Annotated in this window: 24 protein-coding genes, 1 tRNA gene and 2 pseudogenes; 22 read left to right on the top strand and 5 right to left on the bottom strand. The window is 38.0% G+C overall.

Annotated elements, in window-relative coordinates:
* Nucleotides 1-173: 173 nt before the first annotated feature.
* From lepA to RMB03_RS18970, 10 genes are all read left to right on the top strand, one after another.
* The gene (gene lepA / locus RMB03_RS19015) at nucleotides 174-1991 is read left to right on the top strand and encodes a translation elongation factor 4 (protein ID WP_003650302.1); all 1818 of its coding nucleotides are present in this window, start codon (nucleotides 174-176) and stop codon (nucleotides 1989-1991) included.
* A 76-nt stretch (nucleotides 1992-2067) separates the two neighbouring features.
* Nucleotides 2068-2895, top strand: a complete 828-nt coding sequence (gene lepB, locus RMB03_RS19010) for a signal peptidase I (protein ID WP_056481432.1) — start codon at nucleotides 2068-2070, stop codon at nucleotides 2893-2895.
* Nucleotides 2896-2919: 24 nt separating this feature from the next.
* A complete protein-coding gene (locus RMB03_RS19005; protein WP_004643664.1) occupies nucleotides 2920-3294 on the top strand; it encodes a DUF4845 domain-containing protein in 375 nt (124 codons plus the stop codon).
* Entirely contained in the window at nucleotides 3266-3958 is a 693-nt protein-coding gene (gene rnc / locus RMB03_RS19000) for a ribonuclease III (protein WP_004643662.1), read from the top strand. Before RMB03_RS19005 ends, rnc begins: the two co-directional genes overlap by 29 nt.
* An 11-nt stretch (nucleotides 3959-3969) precedes the next feature.
* Nucleotides 3970-4992, top strand: a complete 1023-nt coding sequence (gene era / locus RMB03_RS18995) for a GTPase Era (RefSeq protein ID WP_080028321.1) — start codon at nucleotides 3970-3972, stop codon at nucleotides 4990-4992.
* A 17-nt stretch (nucleotides 4993-5009) separates the two neighbouring features.
* Nucleotides 5010-5207, top strand: a complete 198-nt coding sequence (locus RMB03_RS18990; RefSeq protein WP_004643661.1) for an NF038104 family lipoprotein — start codon at nucleotides 5010-5012, stop codon at nucleotides 5205-5207.
* A gap of 9 nt (nucleotides 5208-5216) precedes the next feature.
* A complete protein-coding gene (locus tag RMB03_RS18985) occupies nucleotides 5217-5930 on the top strand; it encodes a DNA repair protein RecO C-terminal domain-containing protein (protein WP_311077256.1) in 714 nt (237 codons plus the stop codon).
* A gap of 13 nt (nucleotides 5931-5943) precedes the next feature.
* Complete coding sequence (gene pdxJ / locus RMB03_RS18980; protein ID WP_311077255.1) at nucleotides 5944-6669, top strand: pyridoxine 5'-phosphate synthase; 726 nt, start codon at nucleotides 5944-5946, stop codon at nucleotides 6667-6669.
* A 6-nt stretch (nucleotides 6670-6675) separates the two neighbouring features.
* Entirely contained in the window at nucleotides 6676-7320 is a 645-nt protein-coding gene (locus tag RMB03_RS18975) for a tRNA-(ms[2]io[6]A)-hydroxylase (protein WP_132068806.1), read from the top strand.
* A 299-nt stretch (nucleotides 7321-7619) separates the two neighbouring features.
* Nucleotides 7620-8378: an SDR family oxidoreductase gene (locus RMB03_RS18970; protein ID WP_209831293.1), complete on the top strand. Its 759-nt coding sequence runs from the start codon at nucleotides 7620-7622 to the stop codon at nucleotides 8376-8378.
* 187 nt (nucleotides 8379-8565) lie between these two features.
* On the opposite strand, the gene RMB03_RS18965 is transcribed toward RMB03_RS18970, so the two are convergent.
* Nucleotides 8566-8641: transfer RNA gene (locus tag RMB03_RS18965), tRNA-Asn, on the bottom strand.
* A gap of 52 nt (nucleotides 8642-8693) precedes the next feature.
* On the opposite strand from RMB03_RS18965, the pseudogene RMB03_RS18960 reads away from it, so the two are divergent.
* A pseudogene (locus tag RMB03_RS18960) lies at nucleotides 8694-8834 on the top strand (hypothetical protein); the annotation flags it as partial.
* 41 nt (nucleotides 8835-8875) lie between these two features.
* Nucleotides 8876-9307: a hypothetical protein gene (locus tag RMB03_RS18955; RefSeq protein ID WP_209831292.1), complete on the top strand. Its 432-nt coding sequence runs from the start codon at nucleotides 8876-8878 to the stop codon at nucleotides 9305-9307.
* Between the two features lie 15 nt (nucleotides 9308-9322).
* On the opposite strand, the gene RMB03_RS18950 is transcribed toward RMB03_RS18955, so the two are convergent.
* A complete protein-coding gene (locus tag RMB03_RS18950; RefSeq protein ID WP_045429637.1) occupies nucleotides 9323-9760 on the bottom strand; it encodes a PaaI family thioesterase in 438 nt (145 codons plus the stop codon).
* A gap of 186 nt (nucleotides 9761-9946) precedes the next feature.
* Between RMB03_RS18950 and RMB03_RS18945 the strand changes: the two genes are divergently transcribed.
* On the top strand, nucleotides 9947-10363 hold the full coding sequence (locus RMB03_RS18945; RefSeq protein WP_311077254.1) for a GFA family protein: 417 nt from the start codon (nucleotides 9947-9949) through the stop codon (nucleotides 10361-10363).
* An 87-nt stretch (nucleotides 10364-10450) separates the two neighbouring features.
* On the opposite strand, the gene RMB03_RS18940 is transcribed toward RMB03_RS18945, so the two are convergent.
* The gene (locus RMB03_RS18940; protein WP_311077253.1) at nucleotides 10451-11686 is read right to left on the bottom strand and encodes a pyridoxal phosphate-dependent aminotransferase; all 1236 of its coding nucleotides are present in this window, start codon (nucleotides 11684-11686) and stop codon (nucleotides 10451-10453) included.
* Between the two features lie 207 nt (nucleotides 11687-11893).
* Between RMB03_RS18940 and RMB03_RS18935 the strand changes: the two genes are divergently transcribed.
* Nucleotides 11894-12073, top strand: coding sequence for a hypothetical protein (locus RMB03_RS18935; protein WP_045429644.1), 180 nt, complete (start codon nucleotides 11894-11896; stop codon nucleotides 12071-12073).
* Between the two features lie 32 nt (nucleotides 12074-12105).
* Here the strand turns inward: RMB03_RS18935 and RMB03_RS18930 are convergent.
* A pseudogene (locus RMB03_RS18930) lies at nucleotides 12106-13542 on the bottom strand (diguanylate cyclase domain-containing protein); the annotation flags it as partial.
* A gap of 175 nt (nucleotides 13543-13717) precedes the next feature.
* Nucleotides 13718-14509: a hypothetical protein gene (locus RMB03_RS18925; RefSeq protein ID WP_311077252.1), complete on the bottom strand. Its 792-nt coding sequence runs from the start codon at nucleotides 14507-14509 to the stop codon at nucleotides 13718-13720.
* Between the two features lie 180 nt (nucleotides 14510-14689).
* Between RMB03_RS18925 and uvrB the strand changes: the two genes are divergently transcribed.
* The 8 genes from uvrB (at nucleotide 14690) to proB (ending at nucleotide 24237) form a co-directional block, all read left to right on the top strand.
* Complete coding sequence (gene uvrB, locus RMB03_RS18920; protein WP_003650334.1) at nucleotides 14690-16711, top strand: excinuclease ABC subunit UvrB; 2022 nt, start codon at nucleotides 14690-14692, stop codon at nucleotides 16709-16711.
* Nucleotides 16712-16804: 93 nt separating this feature from the next.
* Nucleotides 16805-17392 carry a lipocalin family protein gene (locus tag RMB03_RS18915; RefSeq protein WP_198495329.1) on the top strand — a complete coding sequence of 196 codons (588 nt, stop codon included), beginning with the start codon at nucleotides 16805-16807 and terminating at the stop codon, nucleotides 17390-17392.
* A 110-nt stretch (nucleotides 17393-17502) separates the two neighbouring features.
* Entirely contained in the window at nucleotides 17503-18450 is a 948-nt protein-coding gene (gene rarD / locus RMB03_RS18910) for an EamA family transporter RarD (RefSeq protein ID WP_151744632.1), read from the top strand.
* 216 nt (nucleotides 18451-18666) lie between these two features.
* Entirely contained in the window at nucleotides 18667-20124 is a 1458-nt protein-coding gene (locus tag RMB03_RS18905) for a glyceraldehyde-3-phosphate dehydrogenase (RefSeq protein WP_003650341.1), read from the top strand.
* A 149-nt stretch (nucleotides 20125-20273) separates the two neighbouring features.
* Nucleotides 20274-20999 (top strand): hypothetical protein, encoded by a 726-nt coding sequence (locus RMB03_RS18900; protein ID WP_004643644.1) that lies wholly within the window; start codon nucleotides 20274-20276, stop codon nucleotides 20997-20999.
* 11 nt (nucleotides 21000-21010) lie between these two features.
* Nucleotides 21011-21685, top strand: coding sequence for a hypothetical protein (locus RMB03_RS18895; RefSeq protein ID WP_003650344.1), 675 nt, complete (start codon nucleotides 21011-21013; stop codon nucleotides 21683-21685).
* 182 nt (nucleotides 21686-21867) lie between these two features.
* Nucleotides 21868-23088, top strand: a complete 1221-nt coding sequence (gene cgtA, locus RMB03_RS18890) for an Obg family GTPase CgtA (RefSeq protein ID WP_003650347.1) — start codon at nucleotides 21868-21870, stop codon at nucleotides 23086-23088.
* A 15-nt stretch (nucleotides 23089-23103) separates the two neighbouring features.
* On the top strand, nucleotides 23104-24237 hold the full coding sequence (proB, locus tag RMB03_RS18885) for a glutamate 5-kinase (protein ID WP_005038923.1): 1134 nt from the start codon (nucleotides 23104-23106) through the stop codon (nucleotides 24235-24237).
* Nucleotides 24238-24240: the final 3 nt, after the last annotated feature.

Genomic DNA, 24240 nt, shown 5'->3' with positions numbered 1-24240 from the left:
CTTCAAAGAGAAATAGGTTGTTATGTTGAGAAGTTTAAAAAGCTTTTTTAAAAGGAAGAATTTATGTCTTTTTCATATCTGCAATCTGTTATAATCGCACGCAATTAATTTAACTGCTTTGGCTGTGTATTAAAACAAGCTACATAGCACTCTATATTTTCTCAAGGTAACCCATGGCGCAAGCTAAAAAATCCGTCGATATCAAAAATATACGAAATTTCTCGATTATTGCTCACATTGACCATGGTAAGTCTACATTGGCTGACCGTTTTATTCAGATGTGTGGTGGTCTACAAGATCGTGAAATGCAAGCCCAAGTCTTAGACTCAATGGAGCTTGAGCGTGAACGTGGGATTACCATTAAAGCCGCTTCTGTCACGCTATATTACACTCATCCAAATGGTCAAGAATATCAACTTAACTTTATTGATACTCCTGGGCACGTAGACTTCTCGTATGAAGTTTCTCGTTCATTAGCCGCATGTGAAGGTGCGCTATTGGTTGTAGATGCTGCGCAAGGCGTAGAAGCACAATCAGTTGCAAACTGTTATACCGCAATTGAACAAGGTCTCGAAGTTCTTCCTATTTTAAATAAAATTGATTTGCCGCAGGCTGAACCTGAACGTGTAATTCATGAAATTGAAGAAATCATCGGGATTGAAGCAACAGATGCACCGACTTGTTCAGCAAAAACTGGTTTAGGTGTTGAAGGTGTTTTAGAACGTTTAGTCGATGTTATTCCAGCACCTGAAGGCGATCGTGATGCTCCATTGCAAGCATTAATTATCGACTCATGGTTTGATAACTACTTAGGTGTAGTTTCTCTTGTACGTATTAAACAAGGTCGTATCCGTAAGGGCGACAAAATGTTGGTTAAATCGACAGGACAAACTCATCCAGTAACTTCAGTGGGTGTATTTAATCCTAAGCATACTGAAACAGATATTCTTGAAGCTGGTGAAGTCGGTTTTGTTATTGCGGGTATTAAAGATATTTTTGGTGCACCAGTAGGTGACACTATTACCCTTGCTGCTACACCTGATGTTGCAATTTTACCGGGTTTTAAAAAGGTTAAACCGCAGGTTTATGCTGGTCTTTTCCCGATTGATGCGAGTGACTTTGAGCCATTCCGTGAAGCGTTACAAAAATTACAGATCAATGACTCGGCTTTGTTCTTTGAACCAGAAAGCTCAGATGCATTAGGTTTTGGTTTCCGTTGTGGCTTCTTAGGAATGCTACACATGGAGATTGTACAAGAGCGTTTAGAGCGTGAATATGACCTTGATCTAATCAGTTCTGCACCTACCGTAATTTATGAAGCATTAACCAAGAAGGGCGAAACGATTTATATCGATAGTCCATCAAAAATGCCAGACGGATCTACTGTAGAAGATTTGCGTGAGCCGATTGCAGAGTGTCATATCCTTGTTCCTCAAGAGTACTTAGGGAATGTAATGACCCTATGTATTGAACGCCGTGGTGTTCAAAAAGATATGAAATTCTTAGGTAATCAAGTTTCTATTACCTTTGAAATCCCGATGGCTGAAGTCGTTATGGATTTCTTTGATAAATTAAAATCATGTTCTCGTGGTTTTGCATCGCTAGACTATAACTTTGTGCGTTTCGAAAGTTCAGCTTTAGTTAAGGTTGATGTATTAATTAATAGTGACAAGGTTGATGCCTTGGCTATGATTTGTCACCGTAATGACGCGCGTCATCGTGGTATTGCATTGGTTGAGAAAATGAAAGATTTGATTCCTCGCCAAATGTACGACGTTGCTATTCAAGCGGCTATCGGTGCACAAATTATTGCTCGTTCTACTGTAAAAGCAATGCGTAAAAACGTATTAGCGAAATGTTATGGTGGTGACGTTTCACGTAAGAAAAAACTACTTTCTAAACAAAAAGAAGGTAAGAAACGTATGAAACAAGTGGGAAGTGTTGAAATTCCACAAGAAGCGTTCTTGGCTGTATTGAAAGTAGAAAGATAAGAAATGAGGGTGGGAGAAGTAAGATATTACTTTTCCCCCACTTTAAGACAAGCAGCTAGGCTGCGAGTGAGGTCATGTGGATTTTGATTTTAATTTAATTCTTGTTCCAGTTACGCTGATTCTATTTGCAGTGTGGTTGTTAGATAAATTTGTATTCAAACAGCGTGCAAATAAAGGGCGCGGGAACGAAAATTTTGTTATTACATGGGCCTATGACTTTTGGCCAGTTTTAGCTGTAGTACTTGTACTTCGTTCATTTCTTTATGAACCATTTAATATTCCATCAGATTCTATGGTACCCACTTTAGAAACTGGTGATTTTATTTTGGTTAATAAATTTGATTATGGTGTGCGTTTACCTATCGTCAATAAGAAAATTATTGATGTAGGAGAACCAAAGCGCGGTGATGTGATTGTATTCCGTTATCCACCTCAACCTACCATTAGCTATATTAAACGTGTAATCGGTTTGCCGGGCGATCATCTTGTTTATGATCATGGACAATTGATTATTAACGGACAAAAAGTACCGAAAGTATTAACACAGTTTAGTCGCGAAAAAGATGTGTTAGATACTCCAACGTCTATTTATCATAAAGAGACGGTTGGTGAACACACCTTTACAATGCGAGAGCTTGAAGGCGTAAATGTGGCACGTCAAGCACCGTTTATCAACTATGTTGAAAATGGTAAATATGCAAACCAAGACGGTTTATATTGGGAAGTGACTGTTCCAAAAGGACATTACTTTGCAATGGGAGATAACCGTGATCAAAGTGCAGACAGTCGTTTTTGGGGCTTCGTTCCTGAAGAAAATCTAACAGGGCGAGCATTCTATGTCTGGATGCATAAAGAACCGGGTTTACATCTTCCTAACTTTGGCCGAAATGGAAAAATAGATTAAAAACAACCATTAGGAAAAAAAGAAATGCGTAAGGCACAACAAGGTACTTCGTATTTAGCAATTTTATTTGGGGTGGTTATATTTGCAGTTGCAGTAAAAGCTGTACTTGCAGTTTGGCCAGCATATTGGGATGATCGATTGATTAATAATCAAATAGAAGAGCTTTTGCAAGAAAGCTCTTCTGAGATCACACCACAGAAGTTTGTGACACAAATGGATCAGCGACTGGAAATGAACAATATTCGTGATCTCCACTTTAAAGAGATTGCGCAAGTGTTTAATCAGTCTGGTCTGACAGTCAAAAAGAAATATGAAGTAAGAAAACCTTTCTTATCAAATATTGATTTAGTTTTAACATTTGAGAAGAGTTTTGATAAAACATCAGTTCAAACTAAGTGATCCTCGCTTATTGAGTCGAATCGGATATCAATTCAAGCAGCTTGAGTTGTTACAGTTAGCTTTGACTCATCGTTCGGTGAGTCATAAATACAATTACGAGCGCTTGGAGTTTTTAGGCGATTCATTATTGGGCATGATTGTTGCCAATTATCTATATCATGCCTATCCCAATGAAAACGAAGGTCGCCTAACGCGTATGCGAGCGACTTTAGTTCGTCAGGAAGCTTTAGGTAAGATTGCAACCGATTTGCAACTTAGTCGGTGTTTAATATTAAGTACGGGTGAATTGAAATCTGGTGGTCATCATCGTGAGTCAATATTGGCTGACACGGTAGAAGCGATTATTGGTGCAATTTATATTGATAGTGGTGATCTCAACTTACTTACAGATATTGTGCTAAAATGGTATGTACCCTATTTAGACCATATTGAACCTACGGATCAACTTAAAGACCCGAAATCACGTTTACAAGAGTATCTACAAGCACGTAAAAAACCTCTCCCTGTTTACGAGGTTGTAGATATTCAGGGTGATGCACCTCACCAGCACTTTAAAGTTGAATGTTTGATAGATGGTTTATCAAAGATTTATGGTGAGGGTTCAAGTCGTCGTTTTGCCGAGCAGGCAGCAGCGGCGGAAATTTTAAAGTTATTGGAGCAATAACCTGCATGTCGATGCATTCTGATCAAATCAATCCAGATTCAAATGATAACCAAGATCCTAATAATCTGATTGATCAATTTTTTAGTTCCAAAGGCGTAACAATTCCTTCGGATTTTAAGAGCGGATTTGTGGCGATTGTAGGACGTCCAAATGTGGGTAAATCTACCCTCATGAACCATTTATTAGGTCAAAAGCTCTCGATTACTTCGCGTAAACCTCAAACAACACGTCATAAAATTATTGGTATTGATTCGCGTGAAAAAATGCAGGCGGTATATGTAGATACCCCAGGTATGCATAAAAAAGAAGTACGCGCTATTAATAAAATGATGAACCGTGCAGCGCATTCTGCATTACGTGACGTCAATTTGGTCTTATTTGTTATTGATGCTTATAAGTGGACCCCAAATGACGACTTAGTGCTTGAAAAACTCAAGAATGCTGAAATGCCAGTTATCTTGGTGATTAATAAGGCTGATACTTTTGAAGATAAAAGAGATATTCTTCCTTTAATTCAAGAGCGTGCCAAGCTTATGAATTTTGCCGAGATTGTTCCTGTATCTGCATTACGCGGAGCAAATCTGGAACACTTGAGTGAAACGATTGAGAAGTATCTTCCTTATCAAGCGCCTTTGTATTCATTTGATCAGATTACTGACCGTTCTGAACGCTTTTTAGCTAGCGAAATTATTCGTGAAAAAATCATGCGCCAGTTAGGTGAAGAACTACCTTATGATTTAACAGTACAAATTGAATCTTTCAAAACGGAAGAGGCTGCTGTTAATGAGAAAACTGGGCGTTTAAAACCAGCTTGTACCTATATTGATGCAACGATTTTTGTAGATCGTGCGGGCCAGAAAGCGATTGTGATTGGTGAAAAAGGTGCCAAGCTTAAAACAATCGGTATGGACGCTCGAAAAGACATGGAAAAGATGTTTGAGCAAAAAATTATGCTTACACTTTGGGTAAAAGTGAAGGGTGGCTGGTCTGATGATGAGCGTGCCTTAAAAAGCTTAGGATATAGTGATATCTAAACGATAAGGATACTGGTATGAAAACAATTACATCATTGGTCGCTATAATTGGATGTACATTGATGTTACAAGGTTGTGTATATAAGCTTGTAACCGTACCAGTAGGTATCGCTTATAAAACTACAAAAGGTGTTGTCAAAGGTACAGCAGCTGTTGTAGGTGCGGTGATCCCTGATGGTGATGATGACAAAAAAGAAAAAGAATCTGAGGAATAGTTTCTTTTTATGATGCGCAATGAAGTCCTTCATGGATATATGATTCATCACCGTAAGTACCGTGAAAAAAGTCATATTGTGCATCTTTTTACTCAGGAGTATGGGCGAGTCGATGGTATTTTAAGACAGACTCCGCCCCCTCAGTATCAACCTATCCGATTACAAGCAACTGGTAAAAGTGAGCTGAAGAACTTTACTAAGTTAGAAATATTAAATCAGCCTGTTTTCTTTTTTGGTGACGCCTTTTTTGCTGGATTTTATTTAAGTGAAATCATTCTTCGGCTATGTCCACTAGAAGAGGCAATGCCTCAATCTTTTGAGCAATATCAGTTAACTCTATTGCAGTTACAGCAGCTCGCTTCTAATGATCAGCCCGATCTTTTTTTAAGACAGATATTACGCCAGTTCGAACATGTGCTTTTGCCTGAACTTGGGTACGCACTTGATTTTTCAATTGATACTCAGCAACAGCCAATACAGGCTCATCAGTTTTATCAATTTCAAGTGACCGAAGGTTTTGCTCCCGTTGCACAGGCGAGTCGTTCCTCTTTGGCAGGAAAAGCGATTTTGTCTATGGTGGACTATGAGCAAGGGCAGGATTTTTCTCACGACCAACTGCAATTATTAGGTAAACTATACCGTCAAATGATTACATCGCTTTTAGGAGATCGTCCCCTAAAAAGTCGACAATTGTGGATTCAAAATACTCAAACTCAATCGTAATTAGGATTTTTTTATGGCTGCATTGCTTGGTGTAAACATAGACCATGTTGCTACTTTAAGACAGGCGCGCGGTACTACTTACCCAGACCCTGTAGAAGCTGCTCTTATTTGTGAACAAGCTGGTGCAGAGGGGATTACCTTGCATTTGCGTGAAGATCGTCGCCATATTCAGGATGATGACGTACGCCGCATGCGACCATTACTAAAAACACGCATGAATCTAGAGTTGGCTGTTACTGATGAAATGGTCGAGTTTGCGAAAGAAATTCAGCCACAGCATGTATGCTTCGTTCCTGAAAGACGCCAAGAAGTAACAACTGAAGGTGGTTTGGATGTAGTAGGTAACTTTGAAAAAGTTAAAGCTGCAACTCAGGCCTTAGCCGCTATTGGTTGCGATGTATCATTATTTATCGATGCTGATCTAGCTCAAATTGATGCAGCAGTTGCATGTGGCGCACCTACGATTGAGTTGCACACGGGTGCATATGCAGATGCCGCAACGGAGCAAGATCAACAGGCTGAATTGGCGCGTATTATTAAAGGTGTTGAATACGCAGCTTCAAAAGGTTTGGTGGTAAATGCTGGTCATGGCCTTAACCTTAAAAATATTGCTCCAATTGCTGCTATTTCACAAATTCATGAGTTAAACATTGGGCATTCAATTATTGCGGAAAGCATTTTTGTAGGTCTTGTTCAAGCTGTCAAAGATATGAAAGCAGCAATTCAGGTGGCAGGATAATTGGTTATGTCGAGTATCAATTACGATGAACTAATGCAACCTGTTTTGGTCTTTTTAGGATGTCAAACGCCAAAGGCATGGCTGGATGAGGCAATCAATAATTTAGATATCTTGATGCAAGATCATGCTAATTGCGAAAAAAAAGCAGCTAGTACAGCAATGAACTTAATGTTCCGCTATAGTTTTTTTCCTGATTTGCAAGTAAAGCTTGCACAACTAGTACGGGAAGAAATGCTCCATTATGAACAGGTGCTTGAGCTAATGGCCAAGCGTGGTCAGAAATGGGATGGCTTAAGTGCAGGGCGCTATGCAGGTGGGTTGCGTAAAGAGATTCGTACTTATGAGCCAGAAGCTTTAATTGATGTACTTGTGGTAGGTGCTTTTGTTGAGGCGCGCTCATGCGAACGTTTTCATGCACTTGCCCCACGTGTAGATGAAGAGTTAGGACGCTACTATCGCTATTTGCTTAAGTCAGAGTCTCGTCATTTTGAAGACTATTTGGCACTTGCACTCGATGTTGCAAAAACTGCAAAAATGAAAAATCCTAAAGAGGATATTCAGCAGCGCATTGAGCATATTCGTGAGGTTGAAAAGAACCTGATTTTAACGCCTGACGATACCTTCCGTTTTCACAGCGGTGTGCCTGCATAATCAAAACAGTTGTGAATAAAAAAGTTTATCTTTCTAGGTAAACTTTTTTTATTTTAACCTTTAAATTTTTTAATTATTTTTTATAAGTGGTTAGCATCTGGGATGCGGTATTTATTACCTGATACTCCTGATAAAATCATATCTATATAATTAATTTCCTTAAATATTGTTATCCATAATTAAATTTTTTAGAAAAATCTTTTATTTTTTAAAGTAATAACGAATATTATGTAAATATAAAGATAGGTTTTTTCATAATCGGTTCAACTAAAGTAGTCGAATATTTTAAGGATATAAGAATGTTAGCATTAGTTACAGGCGCTTCTGCGGGTTTTGGTTATAGTATTTCAAAAAAACTGATTGAGTTAGGTTATAAAGTTATTGGCTGTGGAAGACGAGCAGAAAAACTAAAAGAATTACAGCAAGAGCTTGGTGAAAAATTCTATCCGCTCGTATTTGATATGACAGATACGGTGGAAAATATAAATAAAGCATTGGTTGATTTACCAGCCGAATTTCAAATTAGTCAAATTGATTTATTGGTTAACAATGCTGGATTAGCATTAGGCCTAGAGCCAGCAGATAAATCAGATTTGGATGATTGGTACACCATGGTAGATACCAATATTAAAGGATTGATTACTGTTACGCGGTTAATTTTACCGAATATGGTGAAGAAAAAGTCTGGTTTAATCATCAATATGGGATCAATTGCAGGTACATACCCATATCCTGGTGGTAATGTTTATGGTGCAACCAAAGCATTTGTGGAGCAATTTAGTTTAAATCTTCGAGCTGATCTGTCAGGTACTGGCATCCGAGTGACTAATATTGAGCCAGGTCTTTGTGGTGGTACAGAATTTTCTTTGGTGCGTTTCAAGGGCGATCAGGATAAGGTAAATAGTCTGTATGATAAAAAGAACCCAATCTTGCCTGAAGATATTGCAAATACGGTAGCGTGGGTCGCATCACAGCCTCCACATATTAATATTAACCGTATTGAAATGATGCCGACTTCTCAGTCTTTTAATCCTTTAAAAGTTGTTGAAGTAGAATAATAAGTTTAAAAATGACCTAAGAAGAGGATTGAAGGTGATATCTCTTTTTGATTTGGATTAGGTCATTGAATGAAATTAGTAGATTAATAATTAAATCCTCTACGTCATGATAGGGGATTTTTTTATAGTTATTGAAAAAAATATAGCAAAAAAAAGCCCGCTTTAATGCTGCGGGCTTTTTAGTATTTGGCTCTCCCACCTGGGCTCGAACCAGGGACCTGCGGATTAACAGTCCGTCGCTCTACCGACTGAGCTATGGGAGAATCTGCATGCGATTATAAGGAGATTTTGAGAAGGGTCAAGTGAAAATCACCATGTTTCCTTCATTTTTGTGTTGTATGCTTTTTATTTGATCAGTTGAGCGGTGAGCTGAGAAATTACTTGCACTTTAAAAATTCAATTGCTAGATTCAAAACAGAACAAGCGTTTGAAGAAATTCAAACAGTGTGGATTTAAACCAACTTGCCAGCACTAAAATGGCTAAATCGGAGATAAGTATGAAAACACTTACTATTGCTTCTATTTTTTCTAAATTTGATTTTTATCAAAGCAATTATCTCAATATTTTAAGTCGACCAGACTCTTATTACATACCTGTAGAGGGTGCATCGACTGATGCTTATCCTTTTAAAAAGCAGGACTTGTACTTAGGTGATTTATTGCAGCTTTGGTTCAGTTCTAAATGGAATGTGCATAGTTCACTAAAAGTTTTAAAGTGTTCAAAAGCATTAGATCAATCTAAACCCCTATATATTTTTCAATTAGAAGGGGAGTTACTGCTGGGCAAAAATAAAGTTCTAGCTTGGTCTACTGAACATCAAGAAGTTATAGAACTTCAACTTAAAAATATTTGGGCACCTTATGTAGTGGCTCAAACTTGTGATCGTCCAGATAATCCAGATTACTCAATAAAAAAGGCAGCGGTTTAAGGCTGCCTTTTATGACTATGAACGAATAATCATGCAGGTTGCTGTTGCATAGGCATAAAGTTTACCTTCCTCATCAATAATCTTTCCTTCGGAAATTCCTAAGTTTTTACTTATGTTAATGACTTTACCTGTTGCAATTAAAGGATGGTTTTTTGGAATAGGGCGGCACATTTTTACGTTAAGATCGATTGTTCCGTAACCTACACCAGCGGGTAACATCGTATGTACTGCACAGCCAGTCACAGAGTCTAAAACTGTAGCCGCAAAACCACCATGTACGCCCCCTAGCGGATTTAGATGATTATGATCTGCTTGCGCTTTAAAAGTAACAGAACCTTCTGAAATTTCAGTAGGTTGCATAGGTATGGTTTTACTAATACTTGCTGCTGGAATATGGCCATCAATCATCGCTTGTAAAAATTCAAGACCAGTCATTTCCATGGGATTTTTCATTTTTGAGTCCTTTAATTTTATAAGTTCTCAAATGGAACTTAATTTTAAATTATGACGTAAAAGTACTATTGTCAAGTTAGAAAAATGAAGTGATAAGTTCAGTTATAGTTTACGAACTTGTAAATTTTAATTAGACAGAATATTTTATGAAATTAAAAATATAAAACTTATCAATGGGAAATAATAATGAACGGTCAATGTTTATGTGGTAAGACTACATTTGAGGTAGAGCTAAAAAATCATGATGTGCATGTTTGCCATTGTTCGATGTGCCGCCGACAAACTAGTGGTGTCATTATGACAATTGATGTGGTCAAAGATAGTTTAAAGTTTATTCAGCAAAAGCATCTGAGTATTTTTAACTCTTCTGAATGGGGAGAACGAGGTTTTTGTAATGCTTGTGGAACAACAATTTTTTGGAGAACGAAAGATCAAAGTTACTGCAATATCAATGCATTTTCTTTAAATGAGCCAGTAGAAGATTTGAATTTGGATATGGAAATTTTTATTGATTCAAAACCCGATTTTTATACTTTTCAAAATGATACAAAGAAATTGACTGAGGCACAGGTCATGGCTTTATTTAATTCTGCTGAGTCATAAATAGTAGCTACGAATAAAATTTTTAATCTTCTATTCATAAAAAAGAGGCCTCAACTTGAAGTTGAAGCCTCTTTTTAAAATTATAAATTACTTAGCTGTTTTTTCAGCTTCAATAGAAGCAATTGCAGCATCTACATCTTCAATTGAGTCAGCAGCTTTTTTGATACGTGCTAACGCATCAACGAGTACTTCGTCAGCTGTTGCATATGAAATACGCATAAAACCGCCTAGACCAAATGCATCACCAGGTACTACTGCTACGCCAGTTTCTTCTAGTAACCATTCAGAGAATTCTGTGCAAGATTTTAAGCCTTTTGCACGAATAAGAGGGCGAATGTTTGCATAGGCATAGAAAGCACCGTCAGCAGGCAAGCAAGAAATACCTTTGATTTCATTCAAGCCATTAACAACTAAGTCATGACGGCGTTTGAACGCTTTAATCATTGGTTGAAGTACGTCTTGAGGACCATTCAATGCAGCTTCAGCAGCAACTTGTGAAATAGAAGTTGGGTTTGAAGTTGATTGAGACTGGATTTTTTTCATTGCGCCAATGATTTTTGCTGGGCCGGCTGCATAGCCAATACGCCAACCTGTCATCGCATATGCTTTAGAAACACCATTTAAAACAATCGTACGATCATATAAATCTGGAGCAACAGTTGCGATGTTGTAGAACTCATCTTCCCAACGAATTGGTTCATACATATCGTCAGATGCAACAAACACTTGTGGATGGCGACGTAGTACTTCAGCTAAAGCTTCTAATTCAGCTTTGCTATAGATCATACCTGTTGGGTTAGATGGGCTGTTTAATACAACTAAACGAGTGTTAGGAGTAATAGCCGCTTCTAATTGTTCAGGAGTAATTTTGAAACGTTGGTCTTCACCACATTTCACAATGACTGGAGTACCTTCAGCAATAATGACCATATCTGGATAGCTTACCCAGAAAGGTGCTGGAATGATAACTTCATCGCCTTTGTTTAATAGAGCAAGTGCCAAGTTAAAGAAGCTTTGCTTACCACCACATGAAACCAAAATCTGATTTGCTTGATAATCAAGATTATTATCGCGTTTAAATTTAGCAATAATTGCTTTTTTTAACCCAGGAGTACCATCTACAGCCGTATATTTGGTGAAACCATTATTAATCGCTTCAATTGCAGCATCTTTGATGTGTTGAGGGGTATCAAAGTCTGGTTCGCCAGCACCTAAACCAATCACATTCTTGCCAGCAGCTTTAAGTTCAGCAGCTTTGTTGGTTACAGCAAGTGTAGGGGACGGTTTGATGGCATTGACACGATCAGAAAGACGTACGTCCACGGCAATATTCCTCTTATGGGATTAAAAAATAAAAAGCATACTATCTTATCGCAAAAATTAAGTAATTTGCGGATGTGAACCTTTTCAGATGTAAAAAAGTTTAGTTTAGTAATCATCTTAAGCAATATTTATTCAATTGAAGCTTTTTTAGAAAGAAATGAGAAAATCATTTATAATAGGTCGCAATCGAAATTTCGAGAATGAATCATGACTGAGCAACAGCCAAAACAGAAAAAGGCTTTGGTGAAATTGCCATTCCCAATGCCGAATGATAGCAATGCAGCCGACGACGCGGTACACAACCAAGTGCGTCCAAAACCAGAGCAATACGCAGATAGAACGTGGATGCCTCCGCGTGGTACTCGTCGTTCTATGGGAAAACGCTAATCTCGAAAACAGGCAATATGCCTGTTTTTTTATTGATTAAATAAAATTTCCTGATAGTAGCTTTTTTTCTTTTGGTACATGTGATGGTCAGCTCGCTTTAACATGTCCTCAATTTGTTCATTTGCTTGAGTTGTTGCATGTCCAATTGCAATGCTAATTGGGTGGCTTGAATAATATTGATTGTCGATATTAAAAAGCTCTTGAATGGTTTGAAGCATAATTAGAACATTCGCCTCATCTGCCCCCGGCATTAAAATTACGAATTCATCGCCACCTATTCTAGAAGCCGTATATGCTGTATTTAAAATGGCCTGACTTAAAATATTTCCGACGCGGCGCAATAAGCCATCCCCAATATCATGACCAAACTGATCATTTGTTTCTTTTAATCCATTCATATCTAAGAAAATTGAAGAAACAGGTCGAATAATGCTTCGGTTTAAACGATTAAGTTCCTCTGTAAAAAAAGCGCGATTATATAGTTTGGTCAGGACATCGTGCTGCCCCAAATATTCAAGATAGTTTTCCGCTTTTTTTCGCGCCGTAATATCGGTAAGTGCAACCTGTACCAGTCCCCAAGTGTCTTCATAACCCGGAAAAACGGTAAATTGAAGCAATACATTTCTTATTTGCCCATCTAAGGCATAGTTAATCGCTTCACGCTTATGATGAATATTACCTTGCCATAATTCGATGAGTTGTTCCCGAAAGGTTTCAATCATCTCTTCAGCAAAAATCTTGTGTGTATTTCTTAAAAGTGTCGACTTATCAGGAGCCTTAAATAAATCAAGAGTTGCCTGATTAACATCTAAAATCAGAATATCTTCTACACACTGACGGACAAATTCAGGATGGACATCTAGAAACGTTCTAAAATCTTCAATACCTAATAATCTGAGTTGATCAATTCTATTTTTTATACGGCTGAAATCTTCGACCCAAAGAGAGGTGGGTGAATAGATAAACATAGACTCAGCTAATCGACGATTTTTTGCTTCCTCACGAAGTGCATTTTGATAGGGTGTAATGTCTTCGGTGGTAATTAATACACGCTCAAAGGTCGATTCAGAGCCAGGTAAAATTGAGCCTCTTAGCTGAACATCAATACGTTTGCCTGATAAGGTGTAATTTACGGTCGTACTTGAAAAGTGGGTTTTACCATTCCATAGTTCTTCAAGCTCAAAAATATGGGATTCGAACATTTCTTTTTTAAAAATAAGATTTAAATTCGAATATAGCTCTTCGTGAGTTCTGGCTTCAAAAAGTTCTAATGTTTTTTGATTAACACGAATGATTTTAATTTTATGTGCACATTCACTGATTAAGTTTTTATTTTTACTTAAAAATTCATGGAGGTTTTCAATACCTTGATTTCTCCATAAATCAAATTGTCGTTTAACTTCACTGAAATCCTCAATCCACATTGGAATTGGGCTAAGGTCAAAAATTGAAGAATCTAAAGTTTCCATATGTTTCTTTAAGTATTCAGTTTGCCTTAAAGTATAATGAGAAAAATTAGGATTTGGGAAGCTAAAGAACTTAAATCTATTAGAATAATTAAAAATATAAAGATTAAATGTAAGTGAAAATAAAATAATGAGAAAGCAGATATTATCTGCTTAGCTCATAAGTTTATAAGAAAAATTAACGATTAATAGGGTGGTCAATATTCTTTTCACCACGCCAGAGTTTGATAAAGTCTTGCTCATCAAAATCATAAAGTTCCATGAGTGCAACCACAGCACTTACAAAAATCATGGCACCCTCAGAGTTTCCGTGCAGGTCAAAAATTTTACCATTGAGCTTTCCTAAAATATCACTCAGCTCATGATCACGGCCTCGGCCATAACGATCCCGAGGGTATAGCTCTTCATTTAAAACAATAAGAGCAATGGCTTTTTCGGCACTTGATAAATCTGTTTTATCTAAGGCTTCTTCAAAAGATTCACTTCCATGATTAAAGTAAAAAATAACTTCATCATTAATGAAACTTTTTACCATCTTTTGAGTTAATGTCGGAAATTCAGAAACTGCATTATCTTCAACATACGGTTTAAAAGATTCTGGAAAGGTAACATTGTGATGAATATCTTTAAACAGTGGCGCAATTTCAGAAACTTTATAACCTGCGATGCCACAACCTAAAGCCGTGACAAAATATTTCATTTTAGGATGATTTTTTGCATATATCTTAAAATCTTCAACATAGTGCTCAATCTGTGAAAGAGGCATTTGTTGAATATGTTCATTTAAGGTGGGAATTGCAAAGCTTTGACCAGCCCAGCCTCGACCTACACCTTCAACTGCTCCGAAGTGTTGACTGGCAACGCGTGCTGCACCGCTACCATGCTGTCCAGCAAGGTTACTTCCGAATACAAAAACTGTATCTTCGGGAAGTTCGGTTACAATACTTTCATCATGATATTGATAGGTCATGGTTATGCTTTTTATTTAATGGATAGCTTCATGTTGCAACTGATTATGGTATTGGTCAAGTGTTAAGATGCTTAATCTTTTACATTGAATTTCCAACTCAATTTGCACTTTAAATTAAGATAAAAATCCCCATTAATGGGGGAGACGTTAAATTCAATTTTTTCATAAAGAGAGATAACTTTGAACGAAAATCAACCTTTCGATTTGGTCACTCATTATCAGCCAGCAGGTGATCAGCCACAGGCAATTGAAAAGCTGGTCAATGGTATCGAGCATGGTTTTCGTAATCAGTTATTGCTAGGGGTAACGGGCTCAGGTAAGACCTATACCATGGCAAATGTGATCGCTCAAACACAGCGACCTACAATTGTGATGGCTCATAACAAAACTTTGGCTGCCCAGCTTTATGGTGAGTTTAAATCTTTCTTCCCCAATAATGCGGTTGAATATTTTGTAAGTTATTACGATTACTACCAACCAGAAGCTTACGTTCCATCTTCGGATACGTTTATTGAAAAAGATTCAGCCATTAATGATCACATTGACCAGATGCGGTTATCAGCAACACGAGCTTTATTAGAACGTCGTGATGCAATTATTGTAGCATCGGTTTCTGCAATTTATGGTTTGGGTGACCCGAATGCTTATATGCAAATGTTGCTGCATGTGGTTGAGGGCGACCGAGTAAGTCGCGATGAAATCATCCGCCGATTGGTTGAAATGCAATATACGCGTAATGAACTTGAATTTTTACGTGGTACTTATCGCATTCGCGGCGAAATTATTGATATTTTCCCAGCAGAATCTGATCAACATGCGATTCGTATTGAACTATTTGATGATGAAGTCGATTCAATCCGTTGGTTTGACCCGCTAACTGGTAAAATGGTTCGTAAAGTTTCTCGGATAACGATTTATCCAAAAAGCCACTATGTGACACCAAAAGATCATTTGACCCGTGCTATCGATACAATTAAAGATGAATTACAAGATCAGCTCAAATTTTTCCGTGAACATGACAAATTGCTTGAAGCACAACGTATCGAGCAACGGACACGTTACGATCTGGAAATGATGCAACAGTTGGGTTATACCAATGGTATCGAAAACTATTCGCGTCATTTGTCAGGGCGTCCGTCTGGTGAAGCACCGCCGACTTTATTCGACTATATTCCAGAAGATGCTTTACTCATTATTGACGAATCACACGTTACTGTTCCGCAAATTGGAGCGATGTATAAAGGTGACCGGTCACGTAAAGAAAACTTAGTGAATTATGGGTTCCGTTTGCCAAGTGCGCTTGATAACCGTCCAATGAAATTTGAAGAGTGGGAGCGTATTGTACCGACGACCATTTTTGTAAGTGCCACGCCTGCTAAATATGAATTAGAAAAGTCAGATCAAATCGTTGAACAGGTGGTACGTCCAACAGGTCTAATCGATCCTGAAATTGAGATTCGTCCTGTCTTAACCCAAGTAGATGATGTTCTTTCTGAAATTAATATTCGTAAAAACTTGAATGAAAGGGTATTAATTACAACTTTAACAAAGCGTATGGCAGAAGACCTGACTTCTTATTTAAAAGAATATGGCGTTAAGGTCGCTTATCTCCACTCAGATATTGATACGGTTGAACGCGTCAAAATTATTCATGAACTACGTACAGGTGTATTTGATGTTTTAGTCGGTATTAACCTGCTACGTGAAGGTCTGGATATGCCGGAAGTTTCTTTGGTTGCTATTTTAGATGCAGATAAAGAAGGCTTTTTACGTTCAGAACGCTCACTCATTCAGACGATTGGTCGTGCTGCGCGTAATGTGAAAGGTAAAGCAATTTTATATGCTGACCGAATTACCGATTCTATGCAAAAAGCAATAGACGAAACTGATCGTCGTAGAGCCAAACAAATTGAATTTAATGAGCTGCATGGTATTACACCACGTAGTGCTGTTCGTCAGGTCATCAAAGAAATTGACTCGGGTGAGGTACTTTCAGACGACGAGATTGATGAAAAAGTACTTGAACAAGCACAAGCATTGAGTGCCGATGAAAGACATATTCTTTCAGATCCTAAACTGTTTAGTAAGCATATTACTAAGCTTGAAAAAGATATGTTAAAGGCCTCGAAAGATTTACAGTTCGAGCAAGCAGCGCGGATACGTGATGAAATCATTCGATTAAAAGCGCAAATGTTGCAATAAACGAATACATAACGCTACATAATGTGTTTAAAAAACAAGCTACTGTAGATATTTGAGTTCTTTTGTATTCACAACTAATCGTTGAGGGCAACAATGGCATTTCGAAATAATGTTCCGCAAGCCAGTTGGCGTTTGGCTAAAATTGCGTTGGGCGGTGTTGTTTTGGCTGGTTTAGCTGTTGGAACGTATGTCTATGCTCAGCCGAAACCTTTGCAAACCGTTTATAAAGTTGAACTGGACCGATATTTAGGTGTCTGGTATGAGGTCGCCCGTAAGCCTGTTTTTTTTCAAAAAAAATGTGCTTATAACGTATCTGCAACTTACACTTTAAATGAAAATGGAAATGTGGTTGTAGATAATCGCTGTTATGACAATAGAAAACAATTACAGCAATCTATTGGTGAAGCCTTTGTCGTAAATCCGCCATACAACACGAAATTGAAGGTGAGTTTCTTACCGGAAGCTGTGAGATGGATTCCAGTCATTCGTGGAGATTACTGGATTTTAAAAATAGATGAAGACTATCAAACTGTTTTAGTAGGAGAACCTTCTCGTAAATATCTTTGGGTGTTATCAAGAACACCTCATCCTGAACAAGAAGTGGTTGATGAATATCTAAATTATGCAAAAACATTAGGTTTTGATATTCGCGATATTATTCATACAGAACATAAAGAATAGCTGTAGATGTCTGATTAATAAAAAACCATGTTTTTACATGGTTTTTTCTTTTTTATAGTGGATAAATCAAGTATTGTGGTGAGCTGTTTTTACTAAAGTATAAGAGGGTGATGATGTTTAAGGGCGTGAGCTTGTCTGTCATGGCATCTATCACTTTTGGTGTACTTTATTTTTATACTCAATTGTTAAGTCAGCTTGATAGTGAACAGACTTTTGGATGGCGGATTATTGCAACACTACCAGTTCTCACTTTGTTTATGTGGTGGAGCGGTGATTTAGGGTATATAAAAAATATCTACCAGCGTATTTTGGCAAAGCCGTCTTTATTATTGTTGTTAATCACAACCTCCATTTTAACTTCAGTACAACTTTGGCTGTTTTTATGGGGGCCAATGCATGGTCGAGGCCTACAAGTATCTTTAGGATATTTTCTGTTGCCGCTTGTTCTTGTCTTGGCTGGAAGTGTGCTGTATGGCGAAAAAATATCAAAATTTCAATGGGTCGCAATTATTCTTGCAGTCATTGGAGTTGGCCATGAGATCTGGCGTTTAGGAAGTATTGCTTGGGAAACTGCATTAGTTGCAGTTGGTTATTCTGCCTATTTTTTATTACGTAAGACCATTAAAACAGACAATTTAGGCGGTTTTTGGTGGGACTTAGTTATTATTCTGCCGATTGCGATTTATTTGACCCATACGGGTTTACTTCCTTATAGCAAATTTATAGACCAACCGAGTCTTGCTTTGGTCATTGTTGGGCTTGGAATTTTAAGTGCTATTGGTTTAGGAAGTTATATTCTGGCAAGCCGCTTTTTACCATTAGTCGTGTTTGGGCTTTTAGGATATTTGGAACCTGTATTACTTGCTCTCGCTTCTTTAGTTTTAGGGGAGAGTATTGGCCAAGAAGAATGGTTCACTTATATTCCGATTTGGTGTGCAGTATTTGTGTTAGTTTTAGAAGGTGCAGTTCACCTTTATCAGCAACGTCAAAAAGCCAAAAATTTGCAGCTCAACATCGCGAAATATCAAAAAAGATTAAAAAATGATGAGCTTGATTAGAGGAGCAGAATCTAAAAAGTAAGAAAAAGCAAAAATTTAGCTGCTTTAAACAATAAAATAATAAAAAATAATTATAGGTATTTTATGAATTTATGATGAATTTTAGGAAAATCTAATCACTAACGTCAGCTTTTGATTCATTCTTGCCAATAATTCCATTACAATTACGGGGTTTAAAAAATCACGCCTAGATATAATTAATTAGAGGACGTATCTGTGAGCAAAGACACTATCATCGCCCTGCATGCTGAACACCAAGGCCGTTGGAAAAACCGTGAAGAAATCGCGGAACGTATGATTGCATTAATTGGACAATTATACCGTGAAAAAAATATTGTCGTATCTGTTTACGGTCGCTCTTTAATTAACCGTTCTGTTATCCAAATTTTGAAAACTCACCGTCGTACACGTGTTGTAGACGTTGAGCTTTCTGTTGTAAATACATTCCCAATTTTAGAAGCTTTAGCTAAGCTTGAAAATATTGGTTCTGCAGAAGTTGATATCGGTAAACTTGCTGTTGAATATAAAGAAAAAGGCGGTGATGTTGATGCTTTTGTTGCTCAAGCAGTTGAGTCAATCAAAGGTAGCGCAACTTCTGAACAACCTAAAGATGTCGTTCTTTATGGTTTTGGTCGTATTGGCCGTATCTTAGCCCGTTTGATTATTAGCCAATCAGGTCTAGGTCGTGGTTTAAGCCTTAAAGCAATTGTTGTGCGTAAATCTTCTGATGGTGATTTAGCAAAACGTGCTTCTTTACTTCGTCGTGACTCTATTCACGGTACTTTCGCTGGCACAATCGCTGTTGATGAAGAAAACGAAGCAATCATTGCTAATGGTAACTTCATTAAAGTGATTTATGCGTCTAGCCCAAGTGAAGTTGACTATACTGAATATGGTATTTCAAACGCACTTTTAATCGACAATACTGGTAAATGGCGTGATGCTGAAGGTCTAAGCCAACACTTGAAATGCCCAGGCGTTGCACGTGTTGTATTGACTGCACCAAGTAAAGGCGAAATGAAAAACGTTGTATTTGGCGTAAACAACACAGACATCTTAGATGAAGACAAAATCATCTCTGCTGCAAGTTGTACAACAAATGCAATTACTCCAATTCTTAAAGTATTGGATGACAAATATAAAGTTCTTAATGGTCATGTTGAAACTGTTCACTCATTTACAAATGACCAGAACTTGATTGATAACTACCATAAAGCAGATCGTCGTGGTCGTGCTGCTACTTTAAACATGGTAATTACGGAAACTGGTGCAGCTAAAGCAGTTGCTAAAGCATTACCTGCATTAAAAGGTAAGTTAACTGGTAACTCTGTACGTGTTCCTACACCAAACGTATCTCTTGCTATCTTGAACTTAACGCTTGATAAAGAAATTGATCGTGAAGAAGTGAACGAATACATTCGTCAAATTTCAATTAACTCTAGCCTTCAAGGTCAAATTGGTTATACCAACTCGACTGAAGTTGTATCGAGTGACTTTATCGGTTCTCGTACTGCTGGTGTATATGATGCTCAAGCAACGATTACTTCTGGTAACCGTTTAACTGCTTATGTTTGGTACGATAACGAAGTAGGTTATAGCTGTCAGGTATTACGTATCGCTGAACAAATGTGCGGCGTAAGCTACAAAAAAATCCCAGCAGAATTGAATGCTTAAGATCATTTAATGATCTATAAAAGATTTTCACAAAAAGACCCAGTTTAGACTGGGTTTTTTTACAACCGTACAAAATATATGCTGACTATTTTTTGTAAATAAATGAGAATATGGATTAAGGAAAAAAAGAAAATAGTAAGGGATTGGAATTGTCGCAGTTTAAACGTTTGTTGGTCGTTTTTATATTCATCATTATTGCCAATTTATGTGGTGTACTCATTGCAATATGGGTGTTTAAGCATTTTAATATTTATATTCCACTGAAGAATCAGGCAGTTGCTATTGACTTGCAAGAACCCCTACAGGTTAAAGTTAAAGTACAAGATGCTTTAAATGTGGATGTAAAAGGGCGGGTAAATGCCAGTATTCCAATTGATGAGCAATTGAATATTCCATTAACACAAACATTAACTCCGCGTGTTTATTTCGATAATATGGTGCCCATTAGCACAACAATTCCTGTCAAAGAAGTATTAAAAGTTGAGCAAAATTTACCAATTGATACGAAGGTGCAAGTCAGAGTTTTGGGGCGTGATATTACCTTACCGTTAAAGGGATCAATTCCATTAAAACTTGATGTTCCGATTGATATTAATGTTCCGCTTGAGCAAAAGGTTCATTTGAAATTCGATGCGCCAGTGCGGACAGTATTAAAAGAAAATTTACATATTCCTCTAAAAGCAAGATTAGATACAAATATTCCAATTGAGGGCAATTTGAGTGTCCCTGTTAAAACAGCGCTAAATGCTTCGGTTGATGTGAAAAATACTTTACCTGTGAAGATCGCAAATGGTGAGTTAAAAATTCCTCTGTCCAGTATGCGATTAAATCGGGTATTAGGTTCAGAAACGTCGCAGACGACAGCTGATCAATAGGGTGGATGGTAATGTTTCGTTCACTCAAGAGTATGCTCATCAGTTTCATTTTAATGATGATACTTGCCGCTGTTATGTTTTGGGTATATCTCAATATTCAGGCAAATGTAGTGGTTTCGGCTCATAATGCAGATATTAGTTTACCCGACTCTTTAGAAACAAAGATTCAGGTTGGCAATACGTTGCAAGTCCAATCTATTGGTAAACTTGATACAACATTGGATATAGACCGCCAACTGACTCTACCGCTAAAAGGGAAATATTTAGCAGATATCAGTTTTGCTATAGAGACACCCGTTACAGTAAATGTTGATTACACAACGACTCTAAAAATTGATCAGGTCATGCCTCTTGAAACAACTACAGATTTAATTTATCAAAATAAGTTGTTACCTAAATTTCCACTTAAACTTGATATCCCCATAAAGTTAGATGTGCCTTTTCAGTTAAAGCGTAGTTATACCATTCCGATTAAAATTGTTTTTGATGGTCCTGTTTATTTTGAATTTGATGAGCCAGTAAATTTATCGGTTAAACATCAGTTTAAACCAAGTCTACAAGTGAATGATCCTATGGAAATGGGGAATGTCTCTTCATTTAATGCCATTATGTATAATTCGGTTCCAAAAACAAAAGCAAATCTTGATATGCAAATGACCTTACCTCTACGGAATGTTCATCCTTAAAAATTAAATAGTCATCCTGCATTTTATTTTCAATTTAGGCTGTATTTGTGGATCTAAAATGCTTCTGATGACTTAAATATAAAAACAGATCGTTATAAATAGGAATTGTCCCATTTTATATTCGAGAATTTTATGAAAATATGGCAGAATAAGCGGTTTTAGAGTTTTTAGAGGATTGGCAGATGCGCTTTGTTGATGAAGCAGTCATTACCGTAGAGGCTGGCGACGGTGGCAATGGCGTAGCCAGTTTTCGCCGTGAAAAATTTGTACCATTTGGTGGCCCAGATGGTGGTGATGGCGGACGTGGTGGAAGTATCTATATTCAAGCTGATGATGATACAAGTACGCTAGTCGATTACCGTTACACACGTAAGTTCCGTGCTGAGCGCGGAAAGAATGGTGCAGGCGCTAACTGTACTGGACGTGGTGGTGAAGATGTGGTTTTAAAAGTACCCGTTGGTACAACAATTGTTGATACAGATTCAGGCGATATTATTGGCGATTTGGTTGAAGATGGCCAAAGAATTCTGGTTGCAGGTGGTGGTGACGGTGGTTTGGGGAATACCCACTTTAAATCATCAACTAACCGTGCTCCGCGTAAATGTACGACAGGTATAAAAGGTGAGTTTCGTGAAATTCGCCTTGAATTAAAAGTATTGGCAGATGTTGGTTTATTGGGCATGCCAAATGCTGGTAAATCAACCTTTATTCGTGCTGTAAGTGCTGCAAAACCAAAAGTGGCAGACTATCCATTTACAACCATGGTTCCAAACCTAGGTGTAGTAGATGCTGACCGTCATCGTTCATTTGTAATGGCCGATATTCCTGGGTTGATTGAAGGTGCAGCAGAAGGTGCAGGTTTGGGAATTCGTTTCCTTAAACATCTGGCACGTACGCGTATCCTTTTACACATTATTGATGTGCAGCCAATTGATGGTTCAGATCCGGCGCATAATGCAAAAGCAATTATGAACGAGTTAGTTAAGTTTTCACCTACTTTGGCTAAACTACCAGTTGTTTTAGTACTGAATAAACTTGATCAGATTGCTGAAGAAAGTCGTGAAGAGTGGTGTCAGCATATTCTAGATGAACTAGAGTGGACTGGACCTGTCTTTAAGACATCGGGCTTATTAAGTGAAGGGACGAAAGAGGTTGTGTATTACCTCATGGATCAGCTTGAACAACAACGCGAACGCGAAGTTGAAGATCCTGAATATGCAGCAGAAGTAAAAGCTTTCCGTGAACAACTAGAAGTTGAAACACGTGAACAAACCATTGCGGCAAAAGAAGCATATCGCGCTATGCGTCGAGCACAACGTCTTGAAGGCATGTTAGGCGATGATGATGATTTTGACGATGATGAAGACGACAATGATGTAGAAAGCGTCTACGTTCGTGACTAGAAAACCGAGGAAAACATGATAGAAGTGGTCGATGGGCAACGTCAGCTCAGTGAGTGTAAACGAATCGTTGTTAAAATCGGATCATCTTTACTCACAGCCAATGGGCAAGGTTTAGATTTGGATGCTATTTCGCATTGGGCGAAACAGATTGCAGATCTACACAATGCCGGACACGAAATTATTTTAGTGTCTTCTGGAGCTGTGGCAGAAGGTATGGTTCGTATGAAGCTTGCGAGTCGACCCACCGATCTACCCAGTCTACAAGCCTGTGCTGCGATTGGGCAGATGGGTTTAATTCATACTTGGTCTAGTGTGCTTGAAGAACATGGTATTCGTACTGCTCAGGTTTTACTGACACATGATGATCTGGCGGACCGTCGTCGTTATTTAAACTCATGTGATGCTTTGCAAAACTTGATTGATTGGCGTGTAATTCCAGTCATTAATGAAAATGATACGGTATCTACCGATGAGATCCGTTTTGGTGATAACGATACTTTAGCTGCGATGGTTGCAGGTCAGGTTCATGCAGAATTGCTGATCATTTTAACAGATCAGCAGGGTATGTTTGACTCAGACCCACGTCATAACCCTGATGCTAAATTACTATCTACTGTTCGTGCCATGGACGATGTTTTATTCGAAATGGCTGGCGGTGGTGGTGTGCTTGGCAGAGGTGGTATGGTGACTAAAGTTCGTGCCGCACGTTTAGCTGCTAAGTCGGGTTGTCCAACGCTCATCGCAAGTGGTGAAAGTGATAATGTCTTATCACGTGCGATGGCGGGTGAAATGCTAGGTACGTTGTTTACGACAGATAAAGACCGTATGACTGCTCATCAACAGTGGCTCGCTGCTCATTTACAGACAGCAGGTCGTCTTGTAATTGATGATGGTGCTATTGAAGCGATTAAATTGAAACATCGCAGTTTACTCCCTGTCGGGGTTAAAACTGTTGAAGGGCATTTTGATCGTGGTGATGTGGTTGAATGTGTCGATAAACAAGGTAAACGTATTGCAGTGGGGCGAGTGAATTTTAGCTCGCGATCTGCTGAGATTATTAAAGGCTTAGCCTCTGATAAGGTTTATCAAGTGCTTGGTGAAGCCCGTTCACTTGAAATGATTCATCGTGATCATATGGCGATTTACTAGATT

This window comes from Acinetobacter sp. V91_7 (assembly GCF_031799075.1).
Taxonomy (GTDB): domain Bacteria; phylum Pseudomonadota; class Gammaproteobacteria; order Pseudomonadales; family Moraxellaceae; genus Acinetobacter; species Acinetobacter calcoaceticus.
This window is presented reverse-complemented; position numbering and strand designations above follow the sequence as displayed.

Bases quoted from the DNA above. Each gene is read 5' to 3' on its own strand.
- lepA (WP_003650302.1), top strand. From the start codon at position 174: ATGGCGCAAGCTAAAAAATCCGTCGATATCAAAAATATACGAAATTTC.
- RMB03_RS19005 (WP_004643664.1), top strand. From the start codon at position 2,920: ATGCGTAAGGCACAACAAGGTACTTCGTATTTAGCAATTTTATTTGGG.
- era (WP_080028321.1), top strand. From the start codon at position 3,970: ATGCATTCTGATCAAATCAATCCAGATTCAAATGATAACCAAGATCCT.
- RMB03_RS18990 (WP_004643661.1), top strand. From the start codon at position 5,010: ATGAAAACAATTACATCATTGGTCGCTATAATTGGATGTACATTGATG.
- RMB03_RS18985 (WP_311077256.1), top strand. From the start codon at position 5,217: ATGATGCGCAATGAAGTCCTTCATGGATATATGATTCATCACCGTAAG.
- pdxJ (WP_311077255.1), top strand. From the start codon at position 5,944: ATGGCTGCATTGCTTGGTGTAAACATAGACCATGTTGCTACTTTAAGA.
- RMB03_RS18975 (WP_132068806.1), top strand. From the start codon at position 6,676: ATGTCGAGTATCAATTACGATGAACTAATGCAACCTGTTTTGGTCTTT.
- RMB03_RS18970 (WP_209831293.1), top strand. From the start codon at position 7,620: ATGTTAGCATTAGTTACAGGCGCTTCTGCGGGTTTTGGTTATAGTATT.
- RMB03_RS18955 (WP_209831292.1), top strand. From the start codon at position 8,876: ATGAAAACACTTACTATTGCTTCTATTTTTTCTAAATTTGATTTTTAT.
- RMB03_RS18950 (WP_045429637.1), bottom strand. From the start codon at position 9,760: ATGAAAAATCCCATGGAAATGACTGGTCTTGAATTTTTACAAGCGATG.
- RMB03_RS18945 (WP_311077254.1), top strand. From the start codon at position 9,947: ATGAACGGTCAATGTTTATGTGGTAAGACTACATTTGAGGTAGAGCTA.
- RMB03_RS18935 (WP_045429644.1), top strand. From the start codon at position 11,894: ATGACTGAGCAACAGCCAAAACAGAAAAAGGCTTTGGTGAAATTGCCA.
- RMB03_RS18925 (WP_311077252.1), bottom strand. From the start codon at position 14,509: ATGACCTATCAATATCATGATGAAAGTATTGTAACCGAACTTCCCGAA.
- RMB03_RS18915 (WP_198495329.1), top strand. From the start codon at position 16,805: ATGGCATTTCGAAATAATGTTCCGCAAGCCAGTTGGCGTTTGGCTAAA.
- rarD (WP_151744632.1), top strand. From the start codon at position 17,503: ATGATGTTTAAGGGCGTGAGCTTGTCTGTCATGGCATCTATCACTTTT.
- RMB03_RS18895 (WP_003650344.1), top strand. From the start codon at position 21,011: ATGTTTCGTTCACTCAAGAGTATGCTCATCAGTTTCATTTTAATGATG.
- cgtA (WP_003650347.1), top strand. From the start codon at position 21,868: ATGCGCTTTGTTGATGAAGCAGTCATTACCGTAGAGGCTGGCGACGGT.
- proB (WP_005038923.1), top strand. From the start codon at position 23,104: ATGATAGAAGTGGTCGATGGGCAACGTCAGCTCAGTGAGTGTAAACGA.